The sequence below is a fragment of the Mesorhizobium sophorae genome (genome assembly GCF_002270415.1).
Classification (GTDB): domain Bacteria; phylum Pseudomonadota; class Alphaproteobacteria; order Rhizobiales; family Rhizobiaceae; genus Mesorhizobium; species Mesorhizobium sophorae.
Map to the genome: position 1 here is coordinate 124,067 of NZ_NNRI01000022.1, position 26,036 is coordinate 150,102.

General features: G+C 61.0%; 29 protein-coding genes and 1 tRNA gene. 13 read left to right on the plus strand and 17 right to left on the minus strand.

Features of this window, described 5'->3' with window-relative positions; all coding sequences use genetic code 11:
* Positions 1 to 200 precede the first annotated feature (200 nt).
* Positions 201 to 362 (plus strand): hypothetical protein, encoded by a 162-nt coding sequence (locus tag CGZ66_RS40150; protein ID WP_167392335.1) that lies wholly within the window; start codon positions 201 to 203, stop codon positions 360 to 362.
* Between the two features lie 6 nt (positions 363 to 368).
* On the plus strand, positions 369 to 1,622 hold the full coding sequence (locus tag CGZ66_RS31630) for a hypothetical protein (RefSeq protein ID WP_095090648.1): 1,254 nt from the start codon (positions 369 to 371) through the stop codon (positions 1,620 to 1,622).
* 97 nt (positions 1,623 to 1,719) lie between these two features.
* On the opposite strand, the gene CGZ66_RS40455 is transcribed toward CGZ66_RS31630, so the two are convergent.
* The 5 genes from CGZ66_RS40455 to CGZ66_RS31650 are packed head-to-tail and all read right to left on the minus strand — an operon-like array spanning position 1,720 to position 3,385.
* Positions 1,720 to 1,917, minus strand: a complete 198-nt coding sequence (locus CGZ66_RS40455; RefSeq protein WP_206073827.1) for a hypothetical protein — start codon at positions 1,915 to 1,917, stop codon at positions 1,720 to 1,722.
* A complete protein-coding gene (locus CGZ66_RS40460; protein WP_206073828.1) occupies positions 1,914 to 2,135 on the minus strand; it encodes a hypothetical protein in 222 nt (73 codons plus the stop codon). Before CGZ66_RS40460 ends, CGZ66_RS40455 begins: the two co-directional genes overlap by 4 nt.
* A complete protein-coding gene (locus CGZ66_RS31640; RefSeq protein WP_095090649.1) occupies positions 2,132 to 2,692 on the minus strand; it encodes a hypothetical protein in 561 nt (186 codons plus the stop codon). Before CGZ66_RS31640 ends, CGZ66_RS40460 begins: the two co-directional genes overlap by 4 nt.
* Before the next feature lie 51 nt (positions 2,693 to 2,743).
* Entirely contained in the window at positions 2,744 to 3,154 is a 411-nt protein-coding gene (locus CGZ66_RS31645; protein ID WP_143748919.1) for a DUF2958 domain-containing protein, read from the minus strand.
* Positions 3,155 to 3,163: 9 nt separating this feature from the next.
* Complete coding sequence (locus CGZ66_RS31650; protein WP_095090650.1) at positions 3,164 to 3,385, minus strand: hypothetical protein; 222 nt, start codon at positions 3,383 to 3,385, stop codon at positions 3,164 to 3,166.
* Positions 3,386 to 4,311: 926 nt separating this feature from the next.
* Here CGZ66_RS31650 and CGZ66_RS31660 point away from each other — a divergent pair.
* The 6 genes from CGZ66_RS31660 (at position 4,312) to CGZ66_RS31685 (ending at position 11,034) form a co-directional block, all read left to right on the plus strand.
* Positions 4,312 to 5,184 carry a phage integrase N-terminal domain-containing protein gene (locus CGZ66_RS31660; protein ID WP_095090652.1) on the plus strand — a complete coding sequence of 291 codons (873 nt, stop codon included), beginning with the start codon at positions 4,312 to 4,314 and terminating at the stop codon, positions 5,182 to 5,184.
* A gap of 26 nt (positions 5,185 to 5,210) precedes the next feature.
* The gene (locus tag CGZ66_RS31665) at positions 5,211 to 5,486 is read left to right on the plus strand and encodes a hypothetical protein (RefSeq protein ID WP_245331330.1); all 276 of its coding nucleotides are present in this window, start codon (positions 5,211 to 5,213) and stop codon (positions 5,484 to 5,486) included.
* 227 nt (positions 5,487 to 5,713) lie between these two features.
* Positions 5,714 to 7,429, plus strand: a complete 1,716-nt coding sequence (locus tag CGZ66_RS31670) for a type IV secretory system conjugative DNA transfer family protein (protein WP_095090654.1) — start codon at positions 5,714 to 5,716, stop codon at positions 7,427 to 7,429.
* Positions 7,426 to 10,002 (plus strand): M48 family metalloprotease, encoded by a 2,577-nt coding sequence (locus tag CGZ66_RS31675; protein ID WP_095090655.1) that lies wholly within the window; start codon positions 7,426 to 7,428, stop codon positions 10,000 to 10,002. Before CGZ66_RS31670 ends, CGZ66_RS31675 begins: the two co-directional genes overlap by 4 nt.
* A 280-nt stretch (positions 10,003 to 10,282) precedes the next feature.
* A complete protein-coding gene (locus CGZ66_RS31680) occupies positions 10,283 to 10,480 on the plus strand; it encodes a hypothetical protein (protein ID WP_095090656.1) in 198 nt (65 codons plus the stop codon).
* A gap of 11 nt (positions 10,481 to 10,491) precedes the next feature.
* The gene (locus tag CGZ66_RS31685; RefSeq protein ID WP_095090657.1) at positions 10,492 to 11,034 is read left to right on the plus strand and encodes a hypothetical protein; all 543 of its coding nucleotides are present in this window, start codon (positions 10,492 to 10,494) and stop codon (positions 11,032 to 11,034) included.
* Between the two features lie 15 nt (positions 11,035 to 11,049).
* On the opposite strand, the gene CGZ66_RS31690 is transcribed toward CGZ66_RS31685, so the two are convergent.
* The 10 genes from CGZ66_RS31690 to tuf form a co-directional block, all read right to left on the minus strand.
* Positions 11,050 to 11,499 carry a hypothetical protein gene (locus tag CGZ66_RS31690; RefSeq protein ID WP_095090658.1) on the minus strand — a complete coding sequence of 150 codons (450 nt, stop codon included), beginning with the start codon at positions 11,497 to 11,499 and terminating at the stop codon, positions 11,050 to 11,052.
* Between the two features lie 21 nt (positions 11,500 to 11,520).
* A complete protein-coding gene (locus tag CGZ66_RS31695; RefSeq protein WP_095090659.1) occupies positions 11,521 to 11,835 on the minus strand; it encodes a hypothetical protein in 315 nt (104 codons plus the stop codon).
* Between the two features lie 74 nt (positions 11,836 to 11,909).
* A complete protein-coding gene (locus CGZ66_RS31700) occupies positions 11,910 to 12,419 on the minus strand; it encodes a hypothetical protein (RefSeq protein ID WP_095090660.1) in 510 nt (169 codons plus the stop codon).
* A gap of 86 nt (positions 12,420 to 12,505) precedes the next feature.
* Positions 12,506 to 13,573 carry a MobA/MobL family protein gene (locus tag CGZ66_RS31705; protein WP_095090661.1) on the minus strand — a complete coding sequence of 356 codons (1,068 nt, stop codon included), beginning with the start codon at positions 13,571 to 13,573 and terminating at the stop codon, positions 12,506 to 12,508.
* A gap of 198 nt (positions 13,574 to 13,771) precedes the next feature.
* Complete coding sequence (locus CGZ66_RS31710) at positions 13,772 to 15,001, minus strand: site-specific integrase (protein WP_095090662.1); 1,230 nt, start codon at positions 14,999 to 15,001, stop codon at positions 13,772 to 13,774.
* Between the two features lie 110 nt (positions 15,002 to 15,111).
* A tRNA-Trp gene (locus CGZ66_RS31715) sits at positions 15,112 to 15,187 on the minus strand.
* 81 nt (positions 15,188 to 15,268) lie between these two features.
* Positions 15,269 to 15,820 (minus strand): putative glycolipid-binding domain-containing protein, encoded by a 552-nt coding sequence (locus CGZ66_RS31720; protein ID WP_095090663.1) that lies wholly within the window; start codon positions 15,818 to 15,820, stop codon positions 15,269 to 15,271.
* Positions 15,821 to 15,850: 30 nt separating this feature from the next.
* On the minus strand, positions 15,851 to 16,333 hold the full coding sequence (locus CGZ66_RS31725) for a group II truncated hemoglobin (RefSeq protein WP_095090664.1): 483 nt from the start codon (positions 16,331 to 16,333) through the stop codon (positions 15,851 to 15,853).
* Between the two features lie 122 nt (positions 16,334 to 16,455).
* Positions 16,456 to 18,129, minus strand: a complete 1,674-nt coding sequence (locus tag CGZ66_RS31730; RefSeq protein WP_095090665.1) for a COG3904 family protein — start codon at positions 18,127 to 18,129, stop codon at positions 16,456 to 16,458.
* 160 nt (positions 18,130 to 18,289) lie between these two features.
* Positions 18,290 to 19,465 (minus strand): elongation factor Tu, encoded by a 1,176-nt coding sequence (gene tuf / locus CGZ66_RS31735; protein WP_095090666.1) that lies wholly within the window; start codon positions 19,463 to 19,465, stop codon positions 18,290 to 18,292.
* Positions 19,466 to 19,759: 294 nt separating this feature from the next.
* Here tuf and CGZ66_RS31740 point away from each other — a divergent pair, with 294 nt between their 5' ends.
* Positions 19,760 to 20,647: a DMT family transporter gene (locus tag CGZ66_RS31740; protein WP_095090667.1), complete on the plus strand. Its 888-nt coding sequence runs from the start codon at positions 19,760 to 19,762 to the stop codon at positions 20,645 to 20,647.
* Between the two features lie 134 nt (positions 20,648 to 20,781).
* Positions 20,782 to 20,919: a hypothetical protein gene (locus tag CGZ66_RS40155; RefSeq protein WP_167392326.1), complete on the plus strand. Its 138-nt coding sequence runs from the start codon at positions 20,782 to 20,784 to the stop codon at positions 20,917 to 20,919.
* Between the two features lie 111 nt (positions 20,920 to 21,030).
* Here CGZ66_RS40155 and CGZ66_RS31745 read toward each other — a convergent pair whose 3' ends face one another.
* Entirely contained in the window at positions 21,031 to 21,285 is a 255-nt protein-coding gene (locus tag CGZ66_RS31745) for a GlsB/YeaQ/YmgE family stress response membrane protein (RefSeq protein ID WP_095091667.1), read from the minus strand.
* 130 nt (positions 21,286 to 21,415) lie between these two features.
* Between CGZ66_RS31745 and CGZ66_RS31750 the strand changes: the two genes are divergently transcribed.
* The 3 genes from CGZ66_RS31750 to CGZ66_RS31760 all read left to right on the plus strand — a co-directional run bounded on the left by CGZ66_RS31750 (position 21,416) and on the right by CGZ66_RS31760 (position 23,558).
* Entirely contained in the window at positions 21,416 to 21,880 is a 465-nt protein-coding gene (locus tag CGZ66_RS31750; protein ID WP_095090668.1) for a YidB family protein, read from the plus strand.
* Between the two features lie 571 nt (positions 21,881 to 22,451).
* Positions 22,452 to 23,042: an ankyrin repeat domain-containing protein gene (locus CGZ66_RS31755; RefSeq protein WP_095090669.1), complete on the plus strand. Its 591-nt coding sequence runs from the start codon at positions 22,452 to 22,454 to the stop codon at positions 23,040 to 23,042.
* Positions 23,043 to 23,054: 12 nt separating this feature from the next.
* Positions 23,055 to 23,558 carry a YHS domain-containing (seleno)protein gene (locus CGZ66_RS31760; RefSeq protein ID WP_206073829.1) on the plus strand — a complete coding sequence of 168 codons (504 nt, stop codon included), beginning with the start codon at positions 23,055 to 23,057 and terminating at the stop codon, positions 23,556 to 23,558.
* Positions 23,559 to 23,569: 11 nt separating this feature from the next.
* Here the strand turns inward: CGZ66_RS31760 and CGZ66_RS31765 are convergent, their stop codons facing one another.
* Positions 23,570 to 25,747, minus strand: coding sequence for an adenylate/guanylate cyclase domain-containing protein (locus tag CGZ66_RS31765; RefSeq protein WP_095090670.1), 2,178 nt, complete (start codon positions 25,745 to 25,747; stop codon positions 23,570 to 23,572).
* Between the last annotated feature and the right edge of the window lie 289 nt (positions 25,748 to 26,036).

Genomic DNA, 26,036 nt, shown 5'->3' on the forward strand with positions numbered 1-26,036 from the left:
CGCATTTCTCCCGCATGTCAATTCTGTGACGCAATCGCGTAGTCGGCTTCGCGTGGCGGGCTATGTCCTGTCCCCAGACGTGCGCTGACCTCGCCGCCCAATTCCCGACATTCGGCACGAGCCAATGTCACGCGGCCCCTTGATGGACGAGCCGATTCATGTTCTTCCTTGGGTGGATCCCGTTCTCGGAAAGAAGCGCGATGGACATCATCCTTTATGTGATCGGCGCAGTCATTCTCGCTGCCGCCGGATATACGGGGTTCAAGTATCTGAATAAATCCAAAAGCGTCTCTGCCCGAAACAATTCGATTGCCGCGGGCCGTGACGTGAGTATAAAATCGCGGGCTAATGACAAGAAGTAACTATGAATGGCTCTCGTAATCGCGAAGAAAGGAAGTATAGCTTCCGCGCGCGATGTCATTATTACGGTCAACATCCATCTCAACACCCCGCCCACCTCGACCAATCTCGCCAACTTGATCAGCACGTCGTTGCAAGCCGATCCAGACGCTGTGAGCAGCGTTGGGCCGTCGCCGGCCGATGAGCGCAGCGTCGAGGAAGTTGTCACTGCCTACCTCATGATGGCCAGTTCCAGCGCAGCCCTTCCGGACAATCCCTACGAGAAACAGTTCGCCGGCATCGACGAACTGCGGATCCTGCTGCGAACGGCGATCGGCCTGTTCAAATCGCATGCCTATCTGAAGGCCCACGACCTGTTCCGTCAGGCCCTAGCCTCCGATTATGCCGGAGACCTCAAGTCCCGTATGGTCTATGACTACTTGGTGAGCGGCTATGTCGGCTATTCGCTGGCCAGCGACACGGAAGGTATCCGGCATTTGATCGCTTCGGTGCAATCCGATTTCGCAGGCTATATCGACCGTTCCACCGAACTGGCCATGGCGGAAGCCCACCAAGAAGTTGCTACGCGCCAGACTGCTGATGATATGCTTTTTGAGAACGAGGGCATCCTAGCCGAGCTACTAAACAAGTTCGGCCCGGACGACATTGCCTGCCTCAATCTCCAGGGTTTGCTTTACCGGCGCCTCGGCGAACGGAAGAGTTCGGGCGGACGCCGAAAACATTTCCTTGAGCTCAGCCGCAGCATTTTCGATCATTTGGCCAGCTTAGAGCTCAACCTGTCGGTGGAGCATTCCAACAACCGCGCGATCACGTTGATTCGCCTCTATGAATTGACCGGCGACGCGATGGCGCTTGCGGAAGCCGAGACCATCCTGAGCGGCATCGACTATCGCGTCACCTCGCTTCCCCTCGCCGATTTCCTGGCGCTGCCCAAGGCGCTTAACAATCACGGCAATGTCTGGAAACAGAAGCTTCAGGCAAACCCTGATGCCGACAGCTACACCTCAGCCATCGAGAACTATTCAAGGGCCGAACGGTATTGGAACGAGCAACAGTCCCCCTACGAGTGGGCGATGCTCCAGAAAAACAAAGCCGACGTGCGCTGTATCTACATGAAGATTTTTGGCCTGAAGAAAGCTACCTTCGAGCGAGCGATGACCGAGATCATCGACTCGCTCAAATACCGAAGTCCCGATCACGCTCCGTATCAATATGAACGCTCTATGGCGGTGAAGCGCGAGCTCGAGAAACTTTTGGCCTGATTGGGCGCCGGTCCACAGGCATTGGGCCTGCGAACCCATGGCTTGTCTAAATTAAGCCGGTGGTGAAAACCATACAGCCTTGGTTGGCCCCGGGTCGCTACGAATGCTTCGGGACAGGACCGATTGCGTACCACTTGGCAATGAGCCCGACACACTGTGTAACCGCGACAACGGCCAGGAGAAGCATAAGCACCAGTGTCAGCACGAAGAAGGCCTTGACGTCATCGAAGGCCCACTCGGACACGTGGACGCAAGCCTCGACAACGATGGCGAGGCCGCGCGGCAGAAGGATCAACGTCGCGGCCCAGGTTGCGCCCCCAACGGTAGCGCCTTGGTGAACAGAGCGAGCTTGACCTGACTGCGTTGCGGCCCGCGATTGTCCCGATCTGGCTCCGGAACGATGTCAAGCGCCGCCGAAACGTCCGGCAGCCATAAGGTGTAGAGGGCGGCCAGGACAGCCAGCACAAGACTTGCCGCCGATATGGCGTCTGACAGGTGTTCCGCAGTGCTCATTGGGGATAGAGAGCCTGGAGCTCGATAAACGTCCCGTTCGAGACCACATAGGTGTCGAACGTGCCGACCTTCCGCCGAATCGGGGTTCGCGGTACGGCCGCGGAAGCAAGCTCTCCGTTGAGCATCTCGATCACGACGGCATTCGCCAACCGTGCCTCGCGGTCACCCCCTTGCGCGCCTTGGCACGCCGCAATGAAACGCCGCGCGGCGGCGTGCATTACGCCCTTGAGCTGATTGCGATGGCGCGACAGCGTCGCTCTGAGAAGCGCGCGTCCCTGCGCACCGGAGAGGTTGAACATCCGGGCGATCTTCTCGTCCGTCGGAAAATCCGCCGCAGGCAACGCGAGAAGGATGGCGACCAGACGGCGCTCGCGCAGGTCTGAGACGGTTGTCATGGCCTCACCGGCGAACATCTCTATATATTCGCGCAACGCCGCCTGGGCATAAGGCTCAAGGCGCTGTTCGACGTGCCCTGGCGCGCAGCCAAGAGTGTCTGCGACGGCGTCGATTTCGCCATCGGGCGCGTCCAAGGTAATGGTCAAGTTGAGCTGCGGCATTGGGCAAGCATACTTACCATCAAAGTCCGCGCAAGCCGGTTTCTTTAAAGATTATTGACGATCGGGCGCCGAGGCCGGACGCGGCATACCGGCCTGTGCGGGCCCGCCTTTTCCGACGTGCTCGCCCGCGTTCGCGCGGTTCGCATAGGCTGACGGCGTCTGGTCCGCCACGAAGTAAAGGTCACGCTCAACTGGCAAGCCGAGAGGCCCGCGTAACGACGACGGCTCAGACAGGCTCACGCTGCCGATCTCCGGACAACCGAGTCCGAGATCGCAGAGTCCGAAAGCGATATCCGGTTCATCCGGATCAATTTCGGTCAGAAGCCAGGTCGCGCCGGCATCCGGCGTGAACAGTTTGACGACGGGAACAAAGTCGATTTCGCCGTCCGTACCATGGAGAGGAAGCTGCTGGCGACCATTCGCCAGCAGCTTGTTCCGCAGGTCTTGGGTCAAGATCTGCATGGCGGCCTCCTACTCGTCGTCTTCGACTTTGGGAGAGCGAAGGACAATCCGTCCGTCGAGCGGCAAGGCGTCGAGGAGAAGCGTTCCGCCTTCGCCGTCATCGTGGGCGAAGAAGGCGCCGATGCGGGTCCAGAAGCCCTTCTGGCCCTCTTTGCCGTCACGCACGGTGTACGCGTGGTAGATCGGAGACTTCGGCTCGGGTTTCGTGTGGGTGTTGCGTTTGATGGTCATGGTCTTTTCCTTTGGTTGATGGTTTCTGTCCCGGAGGACGGTTCCAAAGGAGACGGCGTGCAGAGGCGACTTGTCCCCAACACGGGAGCGCAGCGAAGGAGCGGGCAGGAACGGGACAAGACGGCCGCGCCGGCTAAAAGAACAGGCATCACCTCCGGACAGTCCATCAACGGAAAGGCCATGGCCAACGCGACACCGGACGTGGCGAGACAATTCCGGCAACGCGACGACGCTGCAACGGCTGGGGCATCCCGGGTGGATGCTTCCGGCCCCGCCTGCCTCCCACGCGGGGCGGAGGCGGTCGAAACGACAATCAAGCCTTCGGCCCTGACGCAGGGCCACCGCTTGCCGTGCCGACGCCAATCCGGGATCCGGGCTAACAGCGTTGGCCCGGAACGCGGAAAGGCGTGACGAGCATGGTCGGGCATGGAATGTCCGACGATGCGGGCGGCCGGCGGTCTGTCACTCGCCAATGTATTGGGGAGTGACAGACCGCCCCCAAACCCACGGTGGATGACGGGTTAGCGCAAACGCCACCACATGACCTGCAAATGACGCTGCGTTTCGGTGATCATTTCCGGTGCAATCCACTGGCCATTAACAGGCGACACCGTTCAATGTCCCGGCAGGCACAGACTGCCTGATCCATCTCACCCGACCATTTCCCCAACCAAAGGAGAGCAGAATGACTGCTTATCGCATACGTGCGCCGCCGCGGCGGCCACATCTCCGGTTTCGACCTCTCGGCAACCGGATGCCCAACAGGGCAAACCATATCGGCCAGCCATCAGGCTGGCTCGGGAGGCTCGTACCGTAAAGTAGACTACGCATTCCGGCCATACCGCGAATGATCTTCACGGGGTGTCACGATCTACGGACGTGCATCGGCCATCAACACTCAGCCAAAAAAATAAAAAGCGAGCAAGATGGACGATCTAACCATGGACCTGGTGCGGCTGTGCCACCGCAACCGGGACGGCTCTTACGGCACTCAAAACAACCGCCGGCGCGGCCTGTCCGCAATGGCAAATGAGCTCGTGGACCTCGGCTACAAGCTACCATCCGCGACCTCCCTTAAACCCAAGCATGTCGACGCCCTTGTCGAGCGATGGCTCGATACCGATACCTCGGACGCGAGTGTCCGCAACCGCCTCACCTGGCTGCGCTGGTGGGCGGAGAAGGTCAACAAGGTCAATGTCGTCAATCGTGAGAACTCCGCATACGGCGTCGCCGAACGCGGCGAAGTCACGCGCAACCGTGCCCAGGCTCTTGATCACGCCAAGCTCGCTACCATTGAAAGTCCGCACATCAAGGCCTCGGTTCTGCTGCAAGCAGCCTTTGGCCTGCGACGCGAAGAGGCGATGAAGTTCCAGCCGCAAGCGGCCGCCCGCGCCGACCATATCGCCCTTCAGGCGAGCTGGACGAAAGGCGGCCGCGCTCGGACGGTACCCGTGACCACGCTCGAACAGCGGCAAGTCCTCGAGCACGTGCTGCGCCTGGTTCCCGGCGCCGGCTCGTTAATCCCGCCAGAGATGAGCTATGTCGAGCAACTCAAGCGTTTCGAGTATCAGACACTCAAAGCTGGTCTGCGTAATACCCATGGCCTCCGCCATGGCTACGCCCAGCAACGCTATGCGGCGCTGACCGGCCGAATCTGCCCACTGCAAGGTGGCAAGCGCTGGGCTGATATGAGCGGGAATGAACGTGCTGCCGATCGGGCAGCGCGCCACAAAATCTCGGCCGAGCTGGGCCATGGCCGTCTGAAAATCACCGACACCTACCTCGGGAGTGCATTCTGATGAAACGCGCAGAAGGCAATTTCCTCATGGCCGCCAACAAGAGGACGAAATACGCAGAAGAGCTGTTCAAGCCGGCGGCCATCGCCGCCGCCGTCGACGAGACGGCCATGCAGGGCTATCGCCGCTATCGTATCGTGCAGGAGTTTCCGTTCGACCTTTCTGACACGGAGGCCGCGAAGGCGCTTGAGAAATGGCTCGATTCCGAGCAGTTTGAATACGTCTGGCGGCCGACGCGTCTCGAACAGGATGCGTACAGGCCGTCGATCTTGGCGGAATACCCTGAACTAGAGATCTCTTGGTAACAGAGCTGAAGGCGTGGCGTACGCCAGACCGGCTGAGGGGATGTTCATCCCCTTTCTTTGTGTTTGCCTCCGCTTCCGGAGGTGCCTGGAACAGCAGTTCTGCTGTTCAAAACGCACATTATCCAACAACAGCGCAAAACCGATCTCACTCAACTGAACAGTTCGAAAATCCCGTTGTATTCGGTTGATCAGTTGCTACAGTCTGATCATTCGGGCTGGGGTGGGACGTGGCCAACAAATACGATCCTTTTGGCGATTTAGATCGCGGTTTTGCGCTTGCCCTGAAGTGGGGCAAGTGGGGTCTTAAGGGCGGGAAGTACCTGGGAGCCCGCTACGCGCGGCGCCAAGTCGAGCAGCTCTATGGGCCCGAGGTGGCGGACGCCGTCGAGGCCGCAATCCGGTCCGGCCGGGATCCCGGCCCTATCATTGAGCGGGCCAAGCGCGATCTGGAAGAGCGTCAGGAACGCCAGCGTCAGCTCGAAAGTCCGCCGCCGCTTTATGGCTCGGCACGCTGGGCCACATCCGCTGACCTGCGCGCCATTCCGAGCGGCAAAATGTACTTGGCCGGGCGGTCGGCTTTCGACAATCCGTCCTCGATCCTCCTGGGCGCCTATTCCGACGACGAAACCGGTGGGGAACCGCAGTTCGTGCATTGGGACGACGACGGTCACCTGTTGACCATTGCCCCGACGCGATCGGGCAAGGCGGTGACTTCGATTGTACCGAACCTGCTGCGGTATCGGGGCAGTTGCGTGGTGCTCGACCCCAAGGGCGAGCATTTCGAAAAAACGTCGCAATGGCGTAAATCCATCGGTCACGAAATCTATCGCATTGCCCCGTTCGACCACGGCTCGGGCTGGGTCCGGCATCGCTACAATCCCATGGCCCAGGTGCGCACCGAATCGGATGCGCGCTCCCTTGCGGAGCAGATGTTTCCCCGTGATCCCAAATCATCGGAATTCTTCACTGACGACGCGACCGGGTTTCTCACCGCAGCCATGATGTACGTTAAGTACAACGCGCCGTCCCATCGGCGTACCCTGGCAACCGTCTGCCAACTGGCCTCCCAGAAAGGCCGGGATCTCCTCAACGTTGCCCAGAAAATCGCCGAGTTCGCGCCGACTGCCGACGCCGGCAAGGCGGTGCTTGAAAAGACGCGCGATCGCGGCCTGAAGACGCTCGAAGCGACGCTGGAGAGTAAACTCGCCCTGTGGCGTGACCCAGATATCCAGACCAGCCTGAGCGGAACGGACTTCTCCTTTGAGGATCTGAAGGACCGGCCGATGACGGTCTACATTGATATCCCGTTCGGCAAAATGGAGCCGTATGCGCCTTGGTTGCGCGTCCTGCTCAAAGGCGCCCTTGATGCCATGGAGAGCAATCGCCGCAAACCGGATATCCCGGTGCTGTTCGTCCTCGATGAATTCTTGAACCTCGGACCTTTTCCGGAATTCCGCGCGGCCATCCGTACCCACGCCAGCGCGGGCGTTCGCCTGTGGTTCTTCCTTCAGGATGTCATGTCCCTCCAGGAGCATTATCCGGGCGACAGCTGGCAGCCGTTTCTCAACTGCTCCGTCAAACAGTTCTTCGGTATCGACGATCCCATCACCGGGGAGCTGATCGGCAAGTACCTGGGCCACGAAACGCTCGCTTATCTGAGCCGCTCCAGCGGCCACAGCGGGTCTTCCCAGTTGGAACGCTGGTACGGGGACGCCTCGGTGAACACCGGCACCTCCGGCAACGAAACCGTCCAGTTCCTAGGGCGGCCGCTGATGACGCCGGATGAAATCATGGAACTGCTCTCCGGCTGGCAGCGTAACGGCTGGCGCTGGAGTATCAACTACGCACGCGGCGCGCGCCCCTTCAGAACACGGCTGGTGTCCTACACCGAGAGCGAGACGTGCCGGAACCGGATCGGCACCATGGCGGAGCCTCAACCATGACGCTGGCAACTTCGATTTTTGGCATGGAAACAAGGTTGCGGCCGCTGCTCAAGGCGGTCCTTGTGGTCACGGTTTTGCGCGTCGCATGGATCGCGCTCAACATCTACGAAATCAACATGGTGTCACTCGCGTGGGCTTTGGTGCCGTGGCCGCGGTGGACCTATTCATGGACCGCGTGGACCGCCGAGCTTGCGCTGATATTCTACCAGCTCCGTGCCTATATCCGGCTGGGTCGCCTGCTCCTCCTGCGTTTCGCGCCGCACGTAGCCGCATTCCTTGGATTCTCGGACCGTTCCGCCGACCCGGGCGTGCACCTCAAACCCCGCAACCGCTCATGGTGGCCGACAGCATTGCTGCTATGCGGCATCCTGATCCTGACTTGCCAGGTGATAACGTGGCTGGCCTTGATGCTGTGGTACAGGGGATGGGCGCCGTTCGACTGGTATCTGAGAACCGAGTACGCCCACTATCCGATGCTCGTTGGAATGGCCCTGTCCGTCCTGGGCCTGATGTTTGGCGGTCGCTACATCGCCCGCGCCTCCGGTGATGTCAGCACCAGCTTCGGGGTGGTTCCCGTGGCGGATGACCACTGGCTGGCCGTGCGGGTGCATGCCTTCTCGGACCGGCTCAACCTTCCGAGGCCTGCCGTCGGGATCACGAACGTCATGAACGCCTTTGCGATGGGTGCAAGACAGAAGTCGTCCATGGTGGTTATCGGCAAACCGCTGTTCGATTTTGACAAGGACGAGCTGGACGCGATTATCGGGCATGAACTGGGTCACATCCTGCACAAAGACATAGCGCGGATGCAGTTTGCCGAGGGCTTCCAGCGCATGCTGGTCGGCGTGGTGAACATCCTGACCGTGTTTGGGATGGTCATGGCCGCATCCGCCTCGAAGAAACGGGCCAACGCGCGACTGAACGCGCATCTCGCGTGGGGGACCGGCGTCGTTGTTCGCAAAACCGTGTTCGTCGCGTCAGAGCTTGTCGCCAAGGGGATTTCCCGCAACCGCGAGTTCCATGCCGATGCGGTCGGAGCACACGTGACATCGACCGAGGCTATGGCCGGCGCCCTCCGGCGCATCCATGGAATGACGGCCAAGCCGACGGCGCAGGAGCACCACTACGGCTACTTGATGTTCCGGGGCGCCGCGTTCGGCAACCTCTTCTCCACCCACCCCACGCTCCAGGCGCGACTCAAGGCCTTGGACGCGCGTGCATCCGAACCCGCAAAGCCGGCGCACCTGGAACCGGCCGGTGATGCCGAAGTCAGCGGCCCCGTTGCACGCTCCCGCAGCTTGGGGTTTTCAGACCCCTTAGCTGGAAATGCACCGCCATCACCGCTGTGGTTAAAACTGGGTGCCGTAACGTCACGCTCCCTTCGCGCAACACGGCGGGCGGGCGCGAAGCTCGGCGCGAAAGTGAACATGCGGCGCGTCGGAATGGCAGGCACCGCGTGCGTGGTCCTGCTGCTGGTGGCACCCGCGATTGTCAATTTTTACGCGCTCGATCGCCGGTTCAATGACGCCACGACGTCGGCAGGGCATGCACTGTCATCGTCCTGGGCCTGGGTGGCCGACACGACCAGGGCATTGATGGGTCACGCTGAAGACGCCCGTCTCACACAACTGGAGCAGCGCGAGCAAGCCCTCAAACGAGCCGAGGCGCAGCTAGGCGCGGACCGCCAAGCACTCGCAGCCGATCGCAATGCCCTCGCAAACGAGGTGGCGCGCCCGCAAGCGGCCTCGCCGGTCGTCGCCGACCCGTTCGCTGATTCGCTGCAGGCGCAGATTGGACCGTTGAACCGGAAGGTGGCGGCTCTCACGTCAGAGAGGGACGATCTGCGCAATACGATTCTTGACCTCAAGCGCCAGCTAGCTCTGCAACCAAGCCCGGCCTCCGCCAATACCAACAATCTTCTGTTGCAGCTGGATGCGGCCAATGCCGACCGTGCGAGGCTGTCGGCGCAGCTTGCGCAGAGGCAAAACCCGGCCACTCAGCCGGGCGAGGTCGCGTCGCTCACCAATCAATTGGCTGAAATGACGGCCGCTCGCGACGAGATGAAACTCGAAAACGATAGCTTGGAGAGGGTGATCGACGACCTGAAGACACAGATTGCCTTCAGGGATTCAGCCGAGGTAGGCCTCAACAAGCGCATCCAGGACTTTCAGAACCAGATCGCAGGCCTGGCTGCGAGCCAAACCACAAGTCAGGAGCAATCCAACCTGCCCGGCATTGCCGAGCCAACGCCGCAGGGTGCTTTCGGCGCCATCGCGGTGGCAAGGAACGGCGTCGTGATCCTGACCGATCGCGGTTACGCGAGTTATGAGCTCGCGAGTGACGCTGCCATGGCGGAATGTCGCCGCTTCAGCAACGGAACCCGGTGCAACGTTGCGCAGGTCTTCCGCGATACTTGTGCCGCCGTGGCCCGTGTCAAACCGGTCAGCAAAGCGTCCCGCTATCAACTGGAATTCGGCGACACGCTGGAGGATGCATCGCAGGCCGCACTTGATGCCTGCTCAGGAAGTTTCGGCAGGGCGTGCCAGACGACACGTCAGGTCTGCGTGCATTAAAAAAGCAGCGGCGGGCTCCCGCCCGCTGCTCAGCCCCGCCCCGCGTTACGCGCCGATATGACCGCCGAAGCGACAATGTTCGCTAAGCAAGGTCGACAGAATCTCGTTGAACTTATCGATCTGTATCATTTCGGCAACAGGCTGAATTTTATGACTATTTCATATGCATCCTCGTTTATGAAAAGCTACGCATTCATAATTTTGATGCATTATTGCAGTTGACGACCACCACATCGCCCTCGAGGGCGGTTGGCCCTCTCCGGCCAACAGAGGAACATCAATGCCCGACATCACTTTTGACCCAGCCGGCGGCACCGTCGAAGACTATTTCAGAAACGCCGAAGTGCCGAAGACCGTCAAGTTGACGGCGCGGCTTCGCAAACTGGACAACAAGGTTCCGCGTAACGCTGTGACAGTGGCGGACATCGATCGTCTTATCGAAAGAACGAACGCTCACTATGCCAAACGCCCCCGTTAAGGGGGCGTCGTTTGTACACCGACAATCGGTACGTCTTTACGAGCCCTGCGGATGCCATTGAGAGCGCGGGGTTTTTAATCGTGTGCGTCAAAGCCGTGTCCTTTATCGCTGGCCACTATGGATGCTCCCCAAAGCTCAACCTGCAGCAAGTCGAATACGCCCGAAACCAATGGGCAGAGCTCGCTGCGCCCCTGCCGCTCGAGCGGTATCGACCTGAAAAGCGCGAGCTTCTCACGATCGCAACGCTCATCGAGGCTCTGGTCGACATCCCCTTCGTCCGCTATGCCAACGCGACCGGTGAAGTCCCGACCTTGCTCGGCGAATTTCCCGCGAAGGTGACCGCTTTAGTAATGGGCATCATCATCTACGACATCACGCTCCGCACCCGCATGAACCGGACGACCGAGATCAGATACCTCGATCTTGATCGGATAACCGGAGAAGAGATGCAAAAGGCCATCAAGGCCTTGCACGAGCGGCAGCCACGTAAATACAAATTCCGTCTTCTACTCTCGTTCCTGCGGAAGTTTTCGACGCCGATCGTTTTTCACTAAAATTGGCATTTCGGGCTAACGTCGGTCTGAAAACCAGTCCAGATGGTCTTCGTGCGCCGGTTCGCGTTCCATCTCCCGCACCATCTCGGGTTCAGCCAGCTCCTGCTCGTCAAGCTGGGGCGGGTTGTCGGCGAGTGATTGTTTGAACCAGTCGAGGTGATCTTCCCGCGTGACGGGAAGGGCCTCCTCAAGGCTGTCGGCGAGGACCCGTTCTTGCGGCTGCTCCTGCTCCTCGCGGAGGAGCTCTTCCAGGTCCTCGATCCGCGCCTCGGTCTTGCCGAGGTCATACATGTAGCCAAGCTGGGTGCTGTGGCGCTCCTCCAGATAGGAAATCAACTGGCCGGGGTCGCCCCCGGCAGCCAGTTCATGGGTTGCGCGCTCGATGTCGTGGTCGAGCCCAGCGATCGACTTATCCAGCGATTCTGCGTGGTCATGCAGCCGCGTCAGGTCTTCCTGTTTACCCATCGTGCAGTCCCCCAAAGCACCCTAGTGCTGGTAGTGATAGGCGGCCTGATGTTCCGGCTGGTCTTGCAGCTCGGCGACCAGGTAGGCCCGGAGCTTCTCCCCGGATTTCACCAGGTCCTGGGCGCGGCCATAAAAATGAAAGGTGCCCTCCCGCAGATGCTCCGGGAATTCCGGCATGGTTTCGGCCTGCGTTTTGCGCATGGTCCAATAGGCAAGCCGCTTGCGGCGCCGGATCAGGTCCGTTTCCAGCCATTCCAATTCCTTGCGCGCCCGGGCGCGCTGCTCGTCCGTCAGTTCGCGGATGCCGAAAACAGATCCTCTGTGTACCTTGGTCATGAAACTATGATGGGACGGGTTTGAGCATCCCGCAAGTGCTACCTTGCCCCAGAGCAAGAACCGCCGATGCGAAGTCACCGAAAGCTTACCGTGGCTTGTAGGAAGCGGCCGCGACCCGGCAGCCAGCCCAAGAGGTCGTCGGATGAGGGCTCGCGTTGCGCCTCCTGCTCGGCGGGCCGCCGGGCGGCGCCCGGTTCATCGAGGTTTGGCGGATTTTCTGCCAAGCCCTCCCTGAACCAGTCCAATTGATCCTCCGGTGACCCATACTGGACGGCCTCAACCAATTCGAGCCATGCCAGAGGGCTTTCCCGATCGGAGCCGATACGGCGACCGTTACTTTGGGTATCATGCGCGCCGACATGGCGCTCTAACTCCTCGATCTCCTTCGCTACCGTGCCTAGTTCGTAGATTAACTCCCGTTGTGCGCTATAGCGGTCTTGCAGAAATGTAATAATTCGTTTGGCATTAGCTTCCGCTTCCATGCGCGGCAGCCAAGCTTGCATCGTGGATTCGATATCGCCGATAGCCTGTTTCAATGTCCGAGCTTGGTCGTGCAAAAGTGCGAGTGCCTCCTGGTCATTCACAGTGTTGCCCTCCGTCTAATTCTGGGAACTCTATACGCACGTTTGTACGCGCTCCACATGAGTCACGCTAAAAATGACGCATGTGCCTACCGCCGATCGCGTTCCGGATCATCCAGCCGGCTGCGGTCCGGGCCGTCAACCGGCTCCGGGCGGCCGTTGTCGAACCAGTCCAGTTGGTTTTCCCACCGCTCAAGGGTTTGAACATCTTGGGATGTGGATTTGTCGTCCAGCCAGTCCAGCAGGTTTTCCGGGGCCAGCCGGTAGGCCGCGGCATCGTCCTCGGTCGTCTCCAAGGCATTCTCGCGCTCAACAGCGGCGCGGGCGGCCGTCACGTCGCCTGTCTCAGGCCCAGCCTCTGGAGGGCCTGGACGATGCATATCGTCGAGCATCCGTTCCTCGGCCGTGTCCAACTCTCGCGGGTGGATTGGGTCGCCGTCCGGGTCGGGCACGGGAAGGTCTTCTTCACCCGGTTCTCGCGATATCATCGGCTCCCTCTCCAGTTTCGCATAAATCCTGCGTGTCCGCCGTTCATCCCGGTCGGGGCCGCGATGCTGGCCCGCCACTTGGTCGAGCCGCCGCTTCGCATAACTCCGGCCATCGATCGCTATGGCGAGCCCGACCTTGCCCAACGCCGCGTTGGCTACCCGTTCCCAAAGAGCCCTCGCCTCAGTGACGAACTGCTTGCCATCGGCACTGCGGATCTTTAGCCCAAACCCTGCTTCACCGACAATGCGGGTCGTCATCAGCATATGAACGTGAGGATTGCGGCGGGTTCCATCGTCATGGATGGCCAGGTCGACGACAAACCCCTGCGCGGTGTAAGCGTCAGCCATGGTGCGCGCCACAGCCAGCCATTCGGCGCGTGGCAGTTCGACCGGTAGGGCGAACTCCACCTCTTTGGCTAAACGCGCGTCCTTGCGCCTCTCTGCCGCCTCTACGGCGTTCCAGAGCCGGGCACGTTCAGCCATCCATCCAGGTGCTCCTGCGGGCAGGCGGATTTCGGTCGCCACGACATCGCGACGCCCGCCGAAGTCCGACAGGCGCTCCTCGGCTTCATTGGGCAGAACTTCACCCGCGCGATAGGCGGCGGCGGTCACCACGGAGCGGCCGTCGCCCCGGCTGATGTTTTTGACATTCAGGTGGTAAATGGCCACGGGCCTCTCCACGGCTCGGACGGGGTTTCCAAAGGGGGTTTACCCCCTTGGCGCAGCTGCCGGTTTTCTCCGGTTTGCGCCCCGCAACCGGTTAGAAAACCGAGCAAGCGTCGCCCCCCACGTTGTAATGCGTACACGTTGGGGCGATGCGTAGGTGCGCTGTACGCATTGCAACAAATTCCGGTCAAATCCACAAGCTCACCCGGCCCTCGGTTTTTCGAAGAGGTCAAGCGTCTCCGACGGCTTTTGTCGTTTCGCTGGCCTGGGCTTTCGGACGTTGATGGCAGCGGCATCGAGGCGGTTCTTGAGATGCACTGCATAGTGCTTCTCGATCATCTCGACGCTCGTCCGGCAGTTTTTGGCGATCTGGTAAATGTCGGCGCCCTCCAGCAGCCTGAAGCTGATGTAGCTGTGGCGCAGCGAGTAGAGCGTCCGCCGGTTGCCTTCGCGGTCGAGTTTGAGGCCGATCTTATCAAGGATGCCGTTGAACTGCTTCTTGTGGTCCACCGGAAAAATCCGGTCAGTGGGTTTGGGCTTGTTCCGGGTCACCATTCGCTGGAACGGGAACACGGCGCCGGAGGTGCTCTTGCAGTACCCGACCCCGCGCTTGCCCCGCACCTGGATCTCCAAAATCTTTTGGCCCGTTCCCTCGTCCTTCACGGCCTCCACGTCGCGATACTCAAGCCAGTTGGCTTCGTCGGGTCGGAGACCGGTATTCGCGAGGAACAGGATCTTGTCGTGGAGTTGCTCGGCCAACCACACGCGATGGGCCTTCTCGCCTTCCGCCGCCTTCTTGCTGGCTTTCCGGGTCTCCTCGGCGTGCGCCCGCGTCGCTTGGTACAGCTGTTTGTACTCCTCTGGTGTAAACCAGGCGCGGTGCACGACCTTCGCGGACTTCTTGTAGGGCTGGGAGACGTCGGGCAGGTGCGCCAGCCAGCGATGCCGTACAGCGGTCTTCAGCACCAGTCGCAACGTGACGGTTTCATGGTGAAGCGTGCTGCGTGAGGGGAGCTTCTTGCCCTCCTCCGGCGTCATCCGGGAAATGCGATACTCCTGCACCGTGCCGGCGTTGATGGTGGAAAGGCCCATCTTGCCAAAGTACGGCACGAGGTAAGCCCGGACGCGCCGGTAGTGGTCCTGGACCCAGCGGGCGTTCCGCTCTCCGTCCGTGAGGACCTCGTACTCTGTGGTGAACTGGTCGGCAGCGTCCTTGAACGTCTTCTCAGCGACAAGCTCGCCCCGGCGGCCTTTGTCCTTAAGCCCGAAATACCAGTCTTCTGCCCAGTCTTTGGCCCGAGAAAGGCTCTCTTCCTTGGTGCTGACCCGCCAGTTTTTGCCTTTGAGGTACGTCGAACAGTTCCAAATCGGGCTGTCGTTGCGCCGATAGACGTGAACTTTTCCTTCGAGAATCGTGTGCTTTTCCGTCATCGCCAGACACTCCCTGAGCACGTGCAACTTTGTGCAAGAGATGTGTAAGGCTAGTTTCGGCTTCCACGCCGCGCAAGGCGTTTTCTAAGTGCCTGTTTCCGTTGAGGAAATGGCACGGGCAGCAGGGCTCGAACCTACGACCTGCGGTTTTGGAGACCGCCGCTCTACCAACTGAGCTATGCCCGTATCGTGCGCATGTCGGCGCAGCAGGCGCTTCCTAAAAGCTTCCGCACGCTCTGTAAAGAGTGGTTTGCAAGCAAACGCGCCTTAACCCCTGCGCCAGAAATCGGGATAGCTGACGACCAGCCCGTCGCGGTCGATCTCGAGCTCCCGCTTGAAGTCGCTGGCGCGCGATTCATAGAGATATCGCCTGCCCTCTTCGAGGCATGTGTAGCGCTGCGGATTGGCGACGACGGTGAGGGCCGGGAAATCGATGAAGGCGGTGGTGATCTCGGCACTTTGTCCCGTCGAAAGCCGCAATCGCCGGATCGGCAGCGTGTTGGTGAACGGCGTGACGGTGAGATCAGGGTCGAGGACGCCGTCGAGCTCGGGCATCGGCAGGCCATCCCTGGTCCAGCGACCATCGCCGTCGGCGGCAAGGACAAGTGTCTGGCCGCTGCCGATCACGTCGACCATGACACTCCTGGCATGCCAGTTCGCGTTGCAGGCGATGCGGTAGCGCACCGCAAAAGGCGTTTCACCAGAACAGATCACGACAGAGTCGGCCGAGACTTCCCCTGCACGCTCCTGCAGCAGCAAGTGTTCGAGGCCGGGGCCATCCCACTCGTGCCAGCGCACGATATTCATATCTTCCAGCATCAGCCCGACACCTCCCGTGGCGACTGGAGGCTACTCTGTTTCCGGCGGCCTGTACGGCCCACCCGGCACGCCCCAGCCCCAGGCCGGCATCGGCTCCGTCTCGGGATCGCAGGTCTCGCCGAGATTGGAGTTCATTTTGGCCAGCCGCGAGCCCCATTCGACGTAGCCCATGAAAGCAGAGCGGAATTCAGGATCGTCTGGCAGGCCGACCGCGTCGGCGGCATCGGCCAGAAGATTGATCCAGCGGCGGCGCTGCTCCTCGGTCAGATGCTTGCCCAGGTGGTGCATGACCATCTCGCGGTGACCGCCAAATTTTTCGCTGTAGGTTTTCGGTCCGCCGAAAACCTCGCCGATGAACGCCGCAACGTGGGCCGGATGGTCCGGCGACATGGTCCTGAACACCGGCCCGACGACCGGGTCGCGAAGCACCTTGTCGTAGAAGGTTTCCGTCAGCCGGTTCAGCGCCTCGGCGCCGCCTGCCCATTCGTACAATGTCGGGACGTCCTGGCTCATTTGTTTCTCCACCGGGGCCCGAGCAATGCCAGAGATGGCAATGCCGGAGATTACGATAGCGGAACTATCGGGGATGGCTCAACCTGCCTCGACGGCCAGTCCGCCCGACCGTACCGGCAAAACTATGACTTGGTGGGCGCGTTGGCCTGCATCCTGGGCGCCGATACCAGGCGGCAATTGCCCGGCTTCGGTGCCGATTTGCAGATGGAAGCGCCGGTCAGTTCATCCGCCGATTGAGGCCCTGTCGTCAGCCCGACTTTGAGCATCTTCCTGGGGTCAAGCTGCCGTTGGCTCGAATGGAGCTTTGTCGCGGCAAACAGGTCAGGCCCAACCGCCATCTCTTCGAGGTATTTCTTGACCTGCTGGTCCAGTTCCAGCGACCGCAAGCGCAACCGCGCATGGGGGCCGACCAGGCGTCTGACGCCGCCCGCAAGCATGATCGGACAGGCTGCATCGCATTCGCCCAACGCATCATTGGTGAGCCCGACATAGACGCCGTCCTGAGCCGTGCAGCCCGGCTTTTCCGGCTCGCATTCCATGAACTCCGTGCGTGCGACCGCCACGTCGAGCCTGCGTTCGCGGATCAGCCTTCCGGCGGCAAGAGCACCGGAAAGGTCGCCTCCCGGCGAGTTGATCACGACGGGCAGCCGCCGATCCCCCAGGGTGCCGAGCAGTTCGCGCAGCTTCTGTGGCGTCTCGGCGGTAATCCTGCCTTCCGCTGCGATCCACTCCGGACAATCGGGATCGCAGAGGAAACTCTTGCCGCGCACCAGAACGAAGCGCATGTCGGCGACATTGTCTCGCTGGACGGTTTCGGGTTCGGTCGGCGCGGCAGTGGCGGGCTCGACTTTTGCCGCCTCGGCAGCGGCCGGCCGCGTGGCCTTGTCTGCCGGAGACGGCACTTCCCGGCAATTCTCGGGCAATGGAGTGGCGCGGCAGATGGTTCCAGCGGTCAGCATGTCGACGGAATCCAGGCTAGTGACCATCTTCATCCGAAGCATGTTTTGCACTTCCAGTTGGTGGATTGCGCTGGCCGGGGTGTCCTTCATCGTTTCGAGCACGCCCGGTCCGACGCCCATCCCGTCGAGATAGGTCGCCAGCCTTTTCTCCACCGCCTTGCTCATTTCGTAGGTCTTGTAGCTGCCGGCACTCTTCCGGCTGACGATCCTAGTGCTGAGTACCTTCTTCTTGCCGCCTACGATGCGATAGGTGGTGCGATATTGCAGTTTCGTGCGGATATACGTCGTGGTGATCTGATGGACGCCGAGATAGGCCGATTCACCGACCAACCGCCTGATACCGCCGGCAAACATCAGCGGACAGGCGGAATTGCACATCGCGCCGCTGGCGTAGGCATCGCCGAAATAGCGGGCGCCGCTGCCATCGTTTTCCGCGCAGTCCTTCGCATCAGGCAGACAGCCGTCGAACCGGGTCTTGCCGACAGCGATATCGAGTTTGTTCTTGCGGATCAGCCGGCCAAGCGTGAGCGCCGCCTCGACGTTGCCGCCGGGAGAATCGACGACGATCGGCAGGTTTCGGCCGCCAAGCGTCTTGAGCATGCGTTTGAACAGAACCGGCGTCCGGGCCTCTATCGAGCCTTCGGCGGATATCCATTCCGGGCAGATCGGCTCGCAGCCCGGTGCGTTGCTGCGGACGACGACGAAGCGCATCGTCGGACCGAGATCCGGCGCCGTATCCGCCGCAAAGGCGGCATGCCCCGCGACAAGCGACGCCAGCAGGCAGATCAGCCGCACCGACCACAAAGCCCGACGATGTAAAAGGCGCCCTGGAACCATTTGGAAAAGCCCCGCCATGCAAGCTATCCTAGACGAGGTCCAAGGGCTTGCAACAGGGTTCGACCGACAACACCCGACGACCCGCCGGGCAAAAGGAAAAGGGCGGCCCCAAGGACCGCCCTATCCGTCTCGAACCTGACCCAGCGGATGCCGGGGTCAGTTATTCCTTGATGGTGACGACGATGCCGGCACCGACGGTGCGGCCGCCTTCACGGATAGCGAAGCGCAGCTTCTCTTCCATGGCGATCGGCACGATCAGCTCGACATCGACCGTGATGTTGTCGCCCGGCATCACCATCTCGGTGCCTTCCGGCAGCGACACGATGCCGGTCACGTCCGTCGTGCGGAAATAGAACTGCGGACGGTAGTTGGTGAAGAACGGCGTGTGACGGCCACCTTCGTCCTTGGTCAGGATGTAGGCTTCGGCCACGAACTTCTTGTGCGGCTTCACCGTGCCGGGCTTGGCCAGAACCTGGCCGCGCTCGACACCTTCACGATCAACGCCGCGCAGCAGCGCGCCGATGTTGTCGCCGGCCTGGCCCTGATCGAGCAGCTTGCGGAACATCTCGACGCCGGTGCAGGTCGTCTTGGTCGTCGGACGGATGCCGATGATCTCGAGTTCCTCGCCGACCTTGACCACGCCGCGCTCGACGCGACCGGTCACAACCGTGCCACGGCCAGAGATCGAGAACACGTCCTCGATCGGCATCAGGAACGGCTTGTCGAGCGGACGAACAGGCGTCGGGATGTAGGCGTCGACCGCCGCCATCAGCTCGCGGATCGCGTCCTCGCCGATCTTCTTGTCCGAATCTTCCAGAGCCGCCAGAGCCGAGCCCTTGACGATCGGAATGTCGTCGCCGGGGAACTCGTTCTTGGTCAGAAGCTCGCGAACCTCGAGCTCGACCAGTTCGAGCAGCTCAGCATCATCGACCTGGTCGACCTTGTTCAGGAACACCACGATCGACGGCACGCCGACCTGGCGGGCCAGCAGGATGTGCTCGCGGGTCTGCGGCATCGGGCCGTCGGCAGCCGACACAACCAGGATCGCGCCGTCCATCTGCGCGGCGCCGGTGATCATGTTCTTCACATAGTCGGCGTGGCCGGGGCAGTCGACGTGAGCGTAGTGGCGGGCAGCCGTCTCGTATTCGACATGCGCCGTCGAGATCGTGATGCCGCGCGCCTTCTCCTCAGGTGCCGCGTCGATCTGGTCATAGCGCTTGTATTCGCCAAAATACTTCGTGATCGCCGCCGTCAGCGACGTCTTGCCATGGTCAACGTGACCAATCGTGCCGATGTTCACATGAGGCTTGTTACGCTCGAATTTACCTTTTGCCATAGTCTCTTTCCTTGGACGGCCTGGACCTTCAGTTCAGTCGAATGCGGGGCGATTAGCGACAAAGGCCAAAAAACACAAGCGTCTTTTGGCCGGGTGCCGTCTCACTCAGTCCGAACCATTGATCCGATTGCGGGGATGTGGCGCTGATATAGGAAGGGGCGAGACGAAATGAAATGGGTGGCAGGCGGATCGATCGAAGCCGCCACGGCGCTGTCTTGCCTGCCCATCCGTGTCTGATTCACCGACGGTTCATGGCCCATTGCGGTCGTCATCGAGGTCTGATTTCTTCGCCGGATGCATTTCATCCCGACCGCCATCCGCGGCCCCCTGTTCATGATCGTCTCGACCGGGTCGTATCTCGTCAACGATACGATGATGAAACTCGCGACGTCGGGCCTGCCGTCCTACGAAGTGCTGTTTCTGCGCGGTGCGGCGGCAACGCTCTGGGGTTTCCCGCTGTTGTTCGCGCTGGGCTACGGCAAGCAGATTCCGCTGATCTTCGACAGGCACGTGCTGCGCAGGAACCTGCTCGAGCTGGCGGCGATCCTCTGCTACGTGGTGGCGCTCGCCAACATGCAGATCGCAGATTCGACGGCGCTCGGTCAGATCACGCCGCTGTTGATGCTGGTCGGCTCCTCGATCCTGTTCCGCGAGCGGATCGGCGGCCAGCGCATGGCGCTGATCGGGCTCGGCTTCATCGGCGCGCTGATGGTGGCGCAACCGACCATGCAAGGCATTTCGGTCTACGCCTTGCTGGCGCTCGGCAACGCGACGCTGTCGGCGGCACGCGACCTTGCCGGCAGGCGGGTTACGGCCGAGGTGCCGGGGATGATCGTGGCGATCTCCGCCGTCGTGGTGGTGCTGATCGGCTCCGGTGCCGTGCATCTGGTTTCCGAGCGCTGGGTCATGCCCGAGGCGCGCCATCTGCTGCTGATGGCAGGCGCCGGATTTTTCCTGATCTTCGGCCACTTCTTCATCTTCATGGCCTACCGCGTCGGGCCGACCAGTGCGGTAGCGCCGTTCTACTATTGCTTCACCGTCTGGGCGGTCATTTCGGGCCTGTTGGTGTTCGGGCAATTTCCGAACGCGCTCGCTGTTTGCGGCATCCTGCTGGTGGTGGGCAGCGGACTTGCCATCGTCTCGCTGGACCAGCGCAAGCGCCGGCTGACGGTCGTCGCCTAGCCCTACCCAAGCAGGCCAAGCGGACGCTCACCTGCGTCTTTCAGCGCGCTGTTGCCGAGCCGAAAAAGATCGTCTAATCGGCGAAGACCGTCCAATCCAAGACGCCATGATCAATCAGCCAAGGGAGTTCCCCCATGACGGATTTTGACCAGAACAAGAACTCCGACGCCGAGCACAAGGCCGCCATCCGCAAGTCAATCATCGGCTGGATGGTGTTCATCGCGAGAACGCTGATCTTTTTCGCCGCAGCCGACGCAGTGCTGATGCCATAGGTCGCGTACCGGCCCGAAGCTGGTCCTCAGCAGAAATTCGAATTTTCAGACGATCCGGTCGGCCCCTGGAGCGGTTCATCGTTTCACGGAAACGCAGACCGCTCTACCACTTTACGCCCGTCCTCCGCTGAACTGGTGGTAGGCCCACAGTACGACTACCGCGCCGATCACGGCGACGATCAGGCTGTAGATGTTGAGGCCGGTGACGCCCGACGCGCCGAAGGCGCTGAAGATCAGGCCGCCGACAATGGCGCCGACGATGCCGAGCACGATGTCCATCAAAATGCCCTGGCCGCTCTTGTTGACGATCTTGCTGCCCAGGAAGCCGGCGATGACGCCGAGTATGATCCAGCTGATGATTGACATTTTTTCCTCTCCATCCACCCGCCAGCCAAACATTTTCATAGGATTGTCAAAAGCTCAAGCCAACTTGAAATTCCGCCCGCGTGCCCCATTGTTGAGGTGGGGTTGGGCTGGTCGCTATGGAGGATCCACTATGGGACTTTTTGACAACGCCGTTCCCGGCGGCAACATCACCAAACCGCTGATGATCGCGCTCGGCGCGCTGCTGGTCGGAAAAATGCTGAGCGGCAGAAGTGCTGAACAACCGGACCAGACCGAGACCCCGGCCCCGACCGGACCCGCTTCCACCGGAACGACCTCCGCCGACGACGGCCTGCTCGGCGGATTGGGCGGCCTGCTCGACAAGCTCAGGGACGCCGGCCACGGCAATGTCGCCGACTCGTGGGTCGGCACTGGGCAGAACCAGTCGATCAACGCCAACGATCTCGGCACCGCAATCGGGCCACAGGTCATTCGCGAGATCGCGCAAAGGACCGGGCTGAACGAGCAGGAGCTGCTCAAGCAACTGTCCGCGGCCTTGCCCGGTATCGTCGACAAGCTGACGCCGAACGGCCAGATGCCGCAGCAACACCAGGTCGCCTCCGCGTTCAACAGCTAGCGCCGCGCAGACATCTGCACAGTGGAGGAGCGCTGCGCGGCTTGCCGCGCGGTGTTTCGACCCGGAGATCGTGCGGACGGGAGGTCTGGAGCGGGTAGCGGGAATCGAACCCGCATATTCAGTTTGGAAGACTTCCAAGAATGTAATGAAATCAATAGGCCGTGTCATTCACCTTATCAAAAACGGCCGATCCGGGCAGAATTGTGCGGCGTAGTGTCATCAGAACCTCATGCAAAATGATTGGGGCATACCTCAAACACAGTGGTCTGTCTGGGTGAACACTCCAAGGTCAAACCGTCACCCCTGAAAGACCGATTTTTGACCCGGAGCAGACTCTCGCAGGCGAAGGTGCGCATGATCGCTTTGCGCCGCATTTCGGGCACTACGACGGTCCCGTCCATTCACCAAAAGCGGACATCGATGGAGCAGAGGCAACAGAAAGCTCCAAGTCCGGTCGTTCTTGGCGCAATCCCAAGCGGACATTCCATTTTTCGGGCAACGTCAAACTGCCACGTGCGGAGCACCGTCGTCCCGAACTTGTACGCTGTCTTCGCGCGTGATATCGATACTGATGCGTGGACTGCTGATACTTGTCGTATTGGCGCTTGCCGCGACCGATGCAGCGGCGGGCGACGTGTTGTTCGACGCCATAGCTGCCGGCGACAAAGTGGGTGTCGAGCAAGCTGTCGCGAGCGGTGCCGACGTCGATAGTCGGGCGCGCGACCAGGCAACCCTACTCATCGCTGCAGCCCTTGATAACCAGCCGGAAATCGCCGAATTCCTGCTGAGCAAGGGGGCCGACGTCATGGCCCGGAACTCGGGCGGCTTCACCCCGCTACATGCGGCCGCCTTCTCGGGCAGCCTGCCGATCGCCAAGCTGCTGCTGGAAAAAGGCGCGGTGCTCGACGATACCGCCAACAAGGCGGGCGCTACGCCGTTGTTGGTTGCCGGCGAGGAAAACCACGTTGAACTGGCGGAATTCCTTATTGCGAAAGGTGCCGATGTGAACCATCCCGAGGGTCATGGCTACATGCCGACAACGCGCGCATTCTGGAAGGGCAACACGGATATAATACGACTGTTCAAACGCCATGGTGCTACCTGCCAAGCCAAGATCCTTGGCGAGGCGAACGCGGCGAAGTGCGCAGAGATCCACGATTAACGGAGGATGCAGATGAGCACGTTGATCAAGTCACGACTGGTTCGGAATTTGGGGGCGGCTGCCCTAGTCGCTGTAGCTGCGGTCGCCGGCGCGGGATCGGCCTGGGCCGACGATTCGGTAAACACCGGCTATTTCGGCGGTGTGGCGATCATGGGCTACGACACGGTCGCTTACTTCACTGACGGCAAGGCCGTGAAGGGCTCCGAAGAGTTCACCTATGACTGGTTGGGGACACCCTGGCATTTCGCCAGCAAGAAACACCTGGAAATGTTCATGAGCGAACCGGTCAAGTACGCTCCTCAGTATGGCGGCTACTGTGCTGCCGAAGTCGTGGGCGGAGGGGTCACGATCAATGTCGATCCGGAAGCATTCAAGATTATCGACGGCAAGCTCTACCTGATCTACGACGTCGGCAATGCGGACCACTTCGCCGCGCATGCAGCTGAAAATATACCGAAAGCCGATGCCAACTGGCCGAAGGTGGCGGCCAATTTGGAGCTCGACAAGTATCACTGAGACGCGTGCATCTACTGAACCACCGCGAAGTGGAATACCTTGCTTGAGTTGACGAAGGAATAGCCACCGCCTCCATCGTCGCTGCGTTTATAAACAGGTCCGCAGTCGGGGCGCCCGAACATATTTTCACTCTGCTCGCACAATAGGTCGCCATCGACAAAGACGGTCTCGGTGAGTAGTCGCGTCGTCGAACGGAACGCGGCCTTGCCGTCCTTTCCGACCTGCAGGATGGCTGGCTGAAGACCGGGCTCAAGTTGACCTTGCAACGTATGGCCAAGGACAAGGGAGTTAATCTCGCCTCCCTTCAACTGGTCGTGTTGGTCGGCGATGAAGGCGAACGGCCATTCGGGCAAGCCCGCCTGCTGCAGCGCGTCAATGATGAGAGCCGAATCCCGGGGGTTACGATATTGGACACCGTTGAGCCGCAATGCCGACAATGAATCGTACCCCGGTGTCGACATGGAACTTAGTCCCTCGGCGATCGCCGCCCTCGCATCCGGCAAGCGGCCGGCGCGGACGTAGGCGGCAGCGAGGGTAATTCTGAAATCTCCGACCGACGGCGCATCGTCTCGCGTGCGTTCGAGCGCCTCGATCGCCTTCTCGTTGCTGCCCTGGACAAGAAAGACCAGACCGGCAATTTGCCGGTTGATGGCCGAAAGGTTGGGATCGAGCCTGAGCGCTGTCTCGACCGCTGCGGCTGCCTCGGCATGATTGCCGGCGAACAGTTGCACGTATCCTAGAGCTATTTGCGTCTCCGCATCGCCGGGGCCGAGTGCGACGGCTCGCTCGGCCGAAGCGATGGCTTCCTCGTAGCGGCGATCCACGACCTGCATGATGCCAAGAATCGCATAAGGCGACGAAAGGTCCGGGTCGAGTTGCAGCGCACGGCTTGCCTTCTCATAGGCGCGCTTGCGCGCGGGCGCGCTCTGCATGATGTCGTTGAACGATTCGCGCCAGATATAGACTGTCGTGCTTGCATCCGCCGCGAAGGCTTCGGCAAAAGCGGGGTCAAGCTCCTCCGCCTTGTCGTAGAGCGGAAGCGACTCCCGCAGCCCGGCCCGTCCGCCGGTGCGTGCCGCCTGCTCGGCTCTGAGATAGTAGTCGTAGGCCTCTAGATCTTCTGTCGGCGGACGCGCCATCCGCTCGCTTTCCACCGTTGATGGTTGCAAGCCGAGCGCCTTGGCGATTTCCCGGCTCATCTCATCCTGGACGCCAAACACGCCGGCCATACCGCGATCGAACCGGTTGGCCCACAGATTGTCGCCCGTTGCCGTATCGATGAGCTGGGCATTGAGGCGGATTTGCTCGCCGGTGCGGCGGACGCTCCCCTCGACAACGAAGCGGACGCCAAGGTCGCGCGCGACTTCTGCCAGCGCTGCAGGCTTGTCCTTGTAGGCGAACACCGAATTGCGCGCGATGACGTCCAGACCGGAAAGCTTGGTGAGGTCGGTGATCAGATCTTCGGTGATGCCGTCAGCGAAATAGTCCTGGCCTGGATCGCCGCCGAGGTTTGCAAATGGCAGCACGGCAACCGATGGCCGCGATGGCACCGAGAACTTCTGCCACGCAAAAATGCCGGCAATCGCGGCAATCGCCAGGACGGCGGCGCCAGCCAGGATCATGACACGCAGGCCCGGCCGGTGGGGCGCGGCCGTGACCTTTCCCGATGCCGCGGGATCGAGCAAGAGTCGATAGGCGCGCACCGGATCGGCGATATTCTTGAGGCGCTGCTCTCCCAGACTGGCAAAGCCTACGTCCACCTTGTGGACGGCATGATCGAATGCGGTTCCGGAGATGCAGACTCCGCCTGGCTCGGCCATAGCCTCGAGGCGAGCGGCGATGTTCACGCCATCTCCGTAGATATCGTTTTCGTCCACGATGACGTCGCCGAGATTGACGCCGATGCGAAACCGGATCTGCCGGGCATCAGTGGTGCCCTTGTTGCGCTCTGCCATTCGGCGCTGGATCACGGAAGCGCAATGGACGGCATCGACGACACTCGCGAACTCGACGAGCGCGCCGTCGCCCATGAGCTTGATGATTCGGCCGTGGAATTCCTCGATCGCGGGGTCGACCAGTTCGCGACGGCAACCCTTCAATCGTTCGAGTGTGCCTACCTCGTCCTCACCCATGAGGCGGCTGTAGCCAACCACATCGGCAGCAAGTATCGCGGTAAGCCTTCGCTCCATACTTGCCTGCGCCCTCCCCGGTCGATCAAGCGGCTTCGCTGCAGCCTATTCTAGTCCCACGTCGGACGCGAGCGTCCGCTTAGGTCAACAGCGCCGACTTGGCTGAGTGTCCGCTTTGGAGACACCGAAATGCGGTGGGAATGACCAGATCGGGTCAGCTCACGACATCGGACCTTGGAGGTGCAACGTCCGCCATCGCTCTTCCCCACACAACAAATGGACGGCGCACTGCGGTCATCTGAGAACTAGAGGCGGATGGCCGCTTCTGTTTGCCCGTTCTGGCAGATGA

What these genes read in the sequence shown, in the direction of transcription:
- CGZ66_RS40150 (WP_167392335.1), top strand. Translation starts at nt 201, where the DNA reads ATGGACATCATCCTTTATGTGATCGGCGCAGTCATTCTCGCTGCCGCC.
- CGZ66_RS31630 (WP_095090648.1), top strand. Translation starts at nt 369, where the DNA reads ATGGCTCTCGTAATCGCGAAGAAAGGAAGTATAGCTTCCGCGCGCGAT.
- CGZ66_RS40460 (WP_206073828.1), bottom strand. Translation starts at nt 2,135, where the DNA reads ATGAGCACTGCGGAACACCTGTCAGACGCCATATCGGCGGCAAGTCTT.
- CGZ66_RS31640 (WP_095090649.1), bottom strand. Translation starts at nt 2,692, where the DNA reads ATGCCGCAGCTCAACTTGACCATTACCTTGGACGCGCCCGATGGCGAA.
- CGZ66_RS31645 (WP_143748919.1), bottom strand. Translation starts at nt 3,154, where the DNA reads ATGCAGATCTTGACCCAAGACCTGCGGAACAAGCTGCTGGCGAATGGT.
- CGZ66_RS31650 (WP_095090650.1), bottom strand. Translation starts at nt 3,385, where the DNA reads ATGACCATCAAACGCAACACCCACACGAAACCCGAGCCGAAGTCTCCG.
- CGZ66_RS31660 (WP_095090652.1), top strand. Translation starts at nt 4,312, where the DNA reads ATGGACGATCTAACCATGGACCTGGTGCGGCTGTGCCACCGCAACCGG.
- CGZ66_RS31665 (WP_245331330.1), top strand. Translation starts at nt 5,211, where the DNA reads ATGGCCGCCAACAAGAGGACGAAATACGCAGAAGAGCTGTTCAAGCCG.
- CGZ66_RS31675 (WP_095090655.1), top strand. Translation starts at nt 7,426, where the DNA reads ATGACGCTGGCAACTTCGATTTTTGGCATGGAAACAAGGTTGCGGCCG.
- CGZ66_RS31680 (WP_095090656.1), top strand. Translation starts at nt 10,283, where the DNA reads ATGCCCGACATCACTTTTGACCCAGCCGGCGGCACCGTCGAAGACTAT.
- CGZ66_RS31690 (WP_095090658.1), bottom strand. Translation starts at nt 11,499, where the DNA reads ATGGGTAAACAGGAAGACCTGACGCGGCTGCATGACCACGCAGAATCG.
- CGZ66_RS31695 (WP_095090659.1), bottom strand. Translation starts at nt 11,835, where the DNA reads ATGACCAAGGTACACAGAGGATCTGTTTTCGGCATCCGCGAACTGACG.
- CGZ66_RS31710 (WP_095090662.1), bottom strand. Translation starts at nt 15,001, where the DNA reads ATGACGGAAAAGCACACGATTCTCGAAGGAAAAGTTCACGTCTATCGG.
- CGZ66_RS31720 (WP_095090663.1), bottom strand. Translation starts at nt 15,820, where the DNA reads ATGCTGGAAGATATGAATATCGTGCGCTGGCACGAGTGGGATGGCCCC.
- CGZ66_RS31725 (WP_095090664.1), bottom strand. Translation starts at nt 16,333, where the DNA reads ATGAGCCAGGACGTCCCGACATTGTACGAATGGGCAGGCGGCGCCGAG.
- CGZ66_RS31730 (WP_095090665.1), bottom strand. Translation starts at nt 18,129, where the DNA reads ATGGTTCCAGGGCGCCTTTTACATCGTCGGGCTTTGTGGTCGGTGCGG.
- tuf (WP_095090666.1), bottom strand. Translation starts at nt 19,465, where the DNA reads ATGGCAAAAGGTAAATTCGAGCGTAACAAGCCTCATGTGAACATCGGC.
- CGZ66_RS31740 (WP_095090667.1), top strand. Translation starts at nt 19,760, where the DNA reads ATGCATTTCATCCCGACCGCCATCCGCGGCCCCCTGTTCATGATCGTC.
- CGZ66_RS40155 (WP_167392326.1), top strand. Translation starts at nt 20,782, where the DNA reads ATGACGGATTTTGACCAGAACAAGAACTCCGACGCCGAGCACAAGGCC.
- CGZ66_RS31745 (WP_095091667.1), bottom strand. Translation starts at nt 21,285, where the DNA reads ATGTCAATCATCAGCTGGATCATACTCGGCGTCATCGCCGGCTTCCTG.
- CGZ66_RS31750 (WP_095090668.1), top strand. Translation starts at nt 21,416, where the DNA reads ATGGGACTTTTTGACAACGCCGTTCCCGGCGGCAACATCACCAAACCG.
- CGZ66_RS31755 (WP_095090669.1), top strand. Translation starts at nt 22,452, where the DNA reads ATGCGTGGACTGCTGATACTTGTCGTATTGGCGCTTGCCGCGACCGAT.
- CGZ66_RS31760 (WP_206073829.1), top strand. Translation starts at nt 23,055, where the DNA reads ATGAGCACGTTGATCAAGTCACGACTGGTTCGGAATTTGGGGGCGGCT.
- CGZ66_RS31765 (WP_095090670.1), bottom strand. Translation starts at nt 25,747, where the DNA reads ATGGAGCGAAGGCTTACCGCGATACTTGCTGCCGATGTGGTTGGCTAC.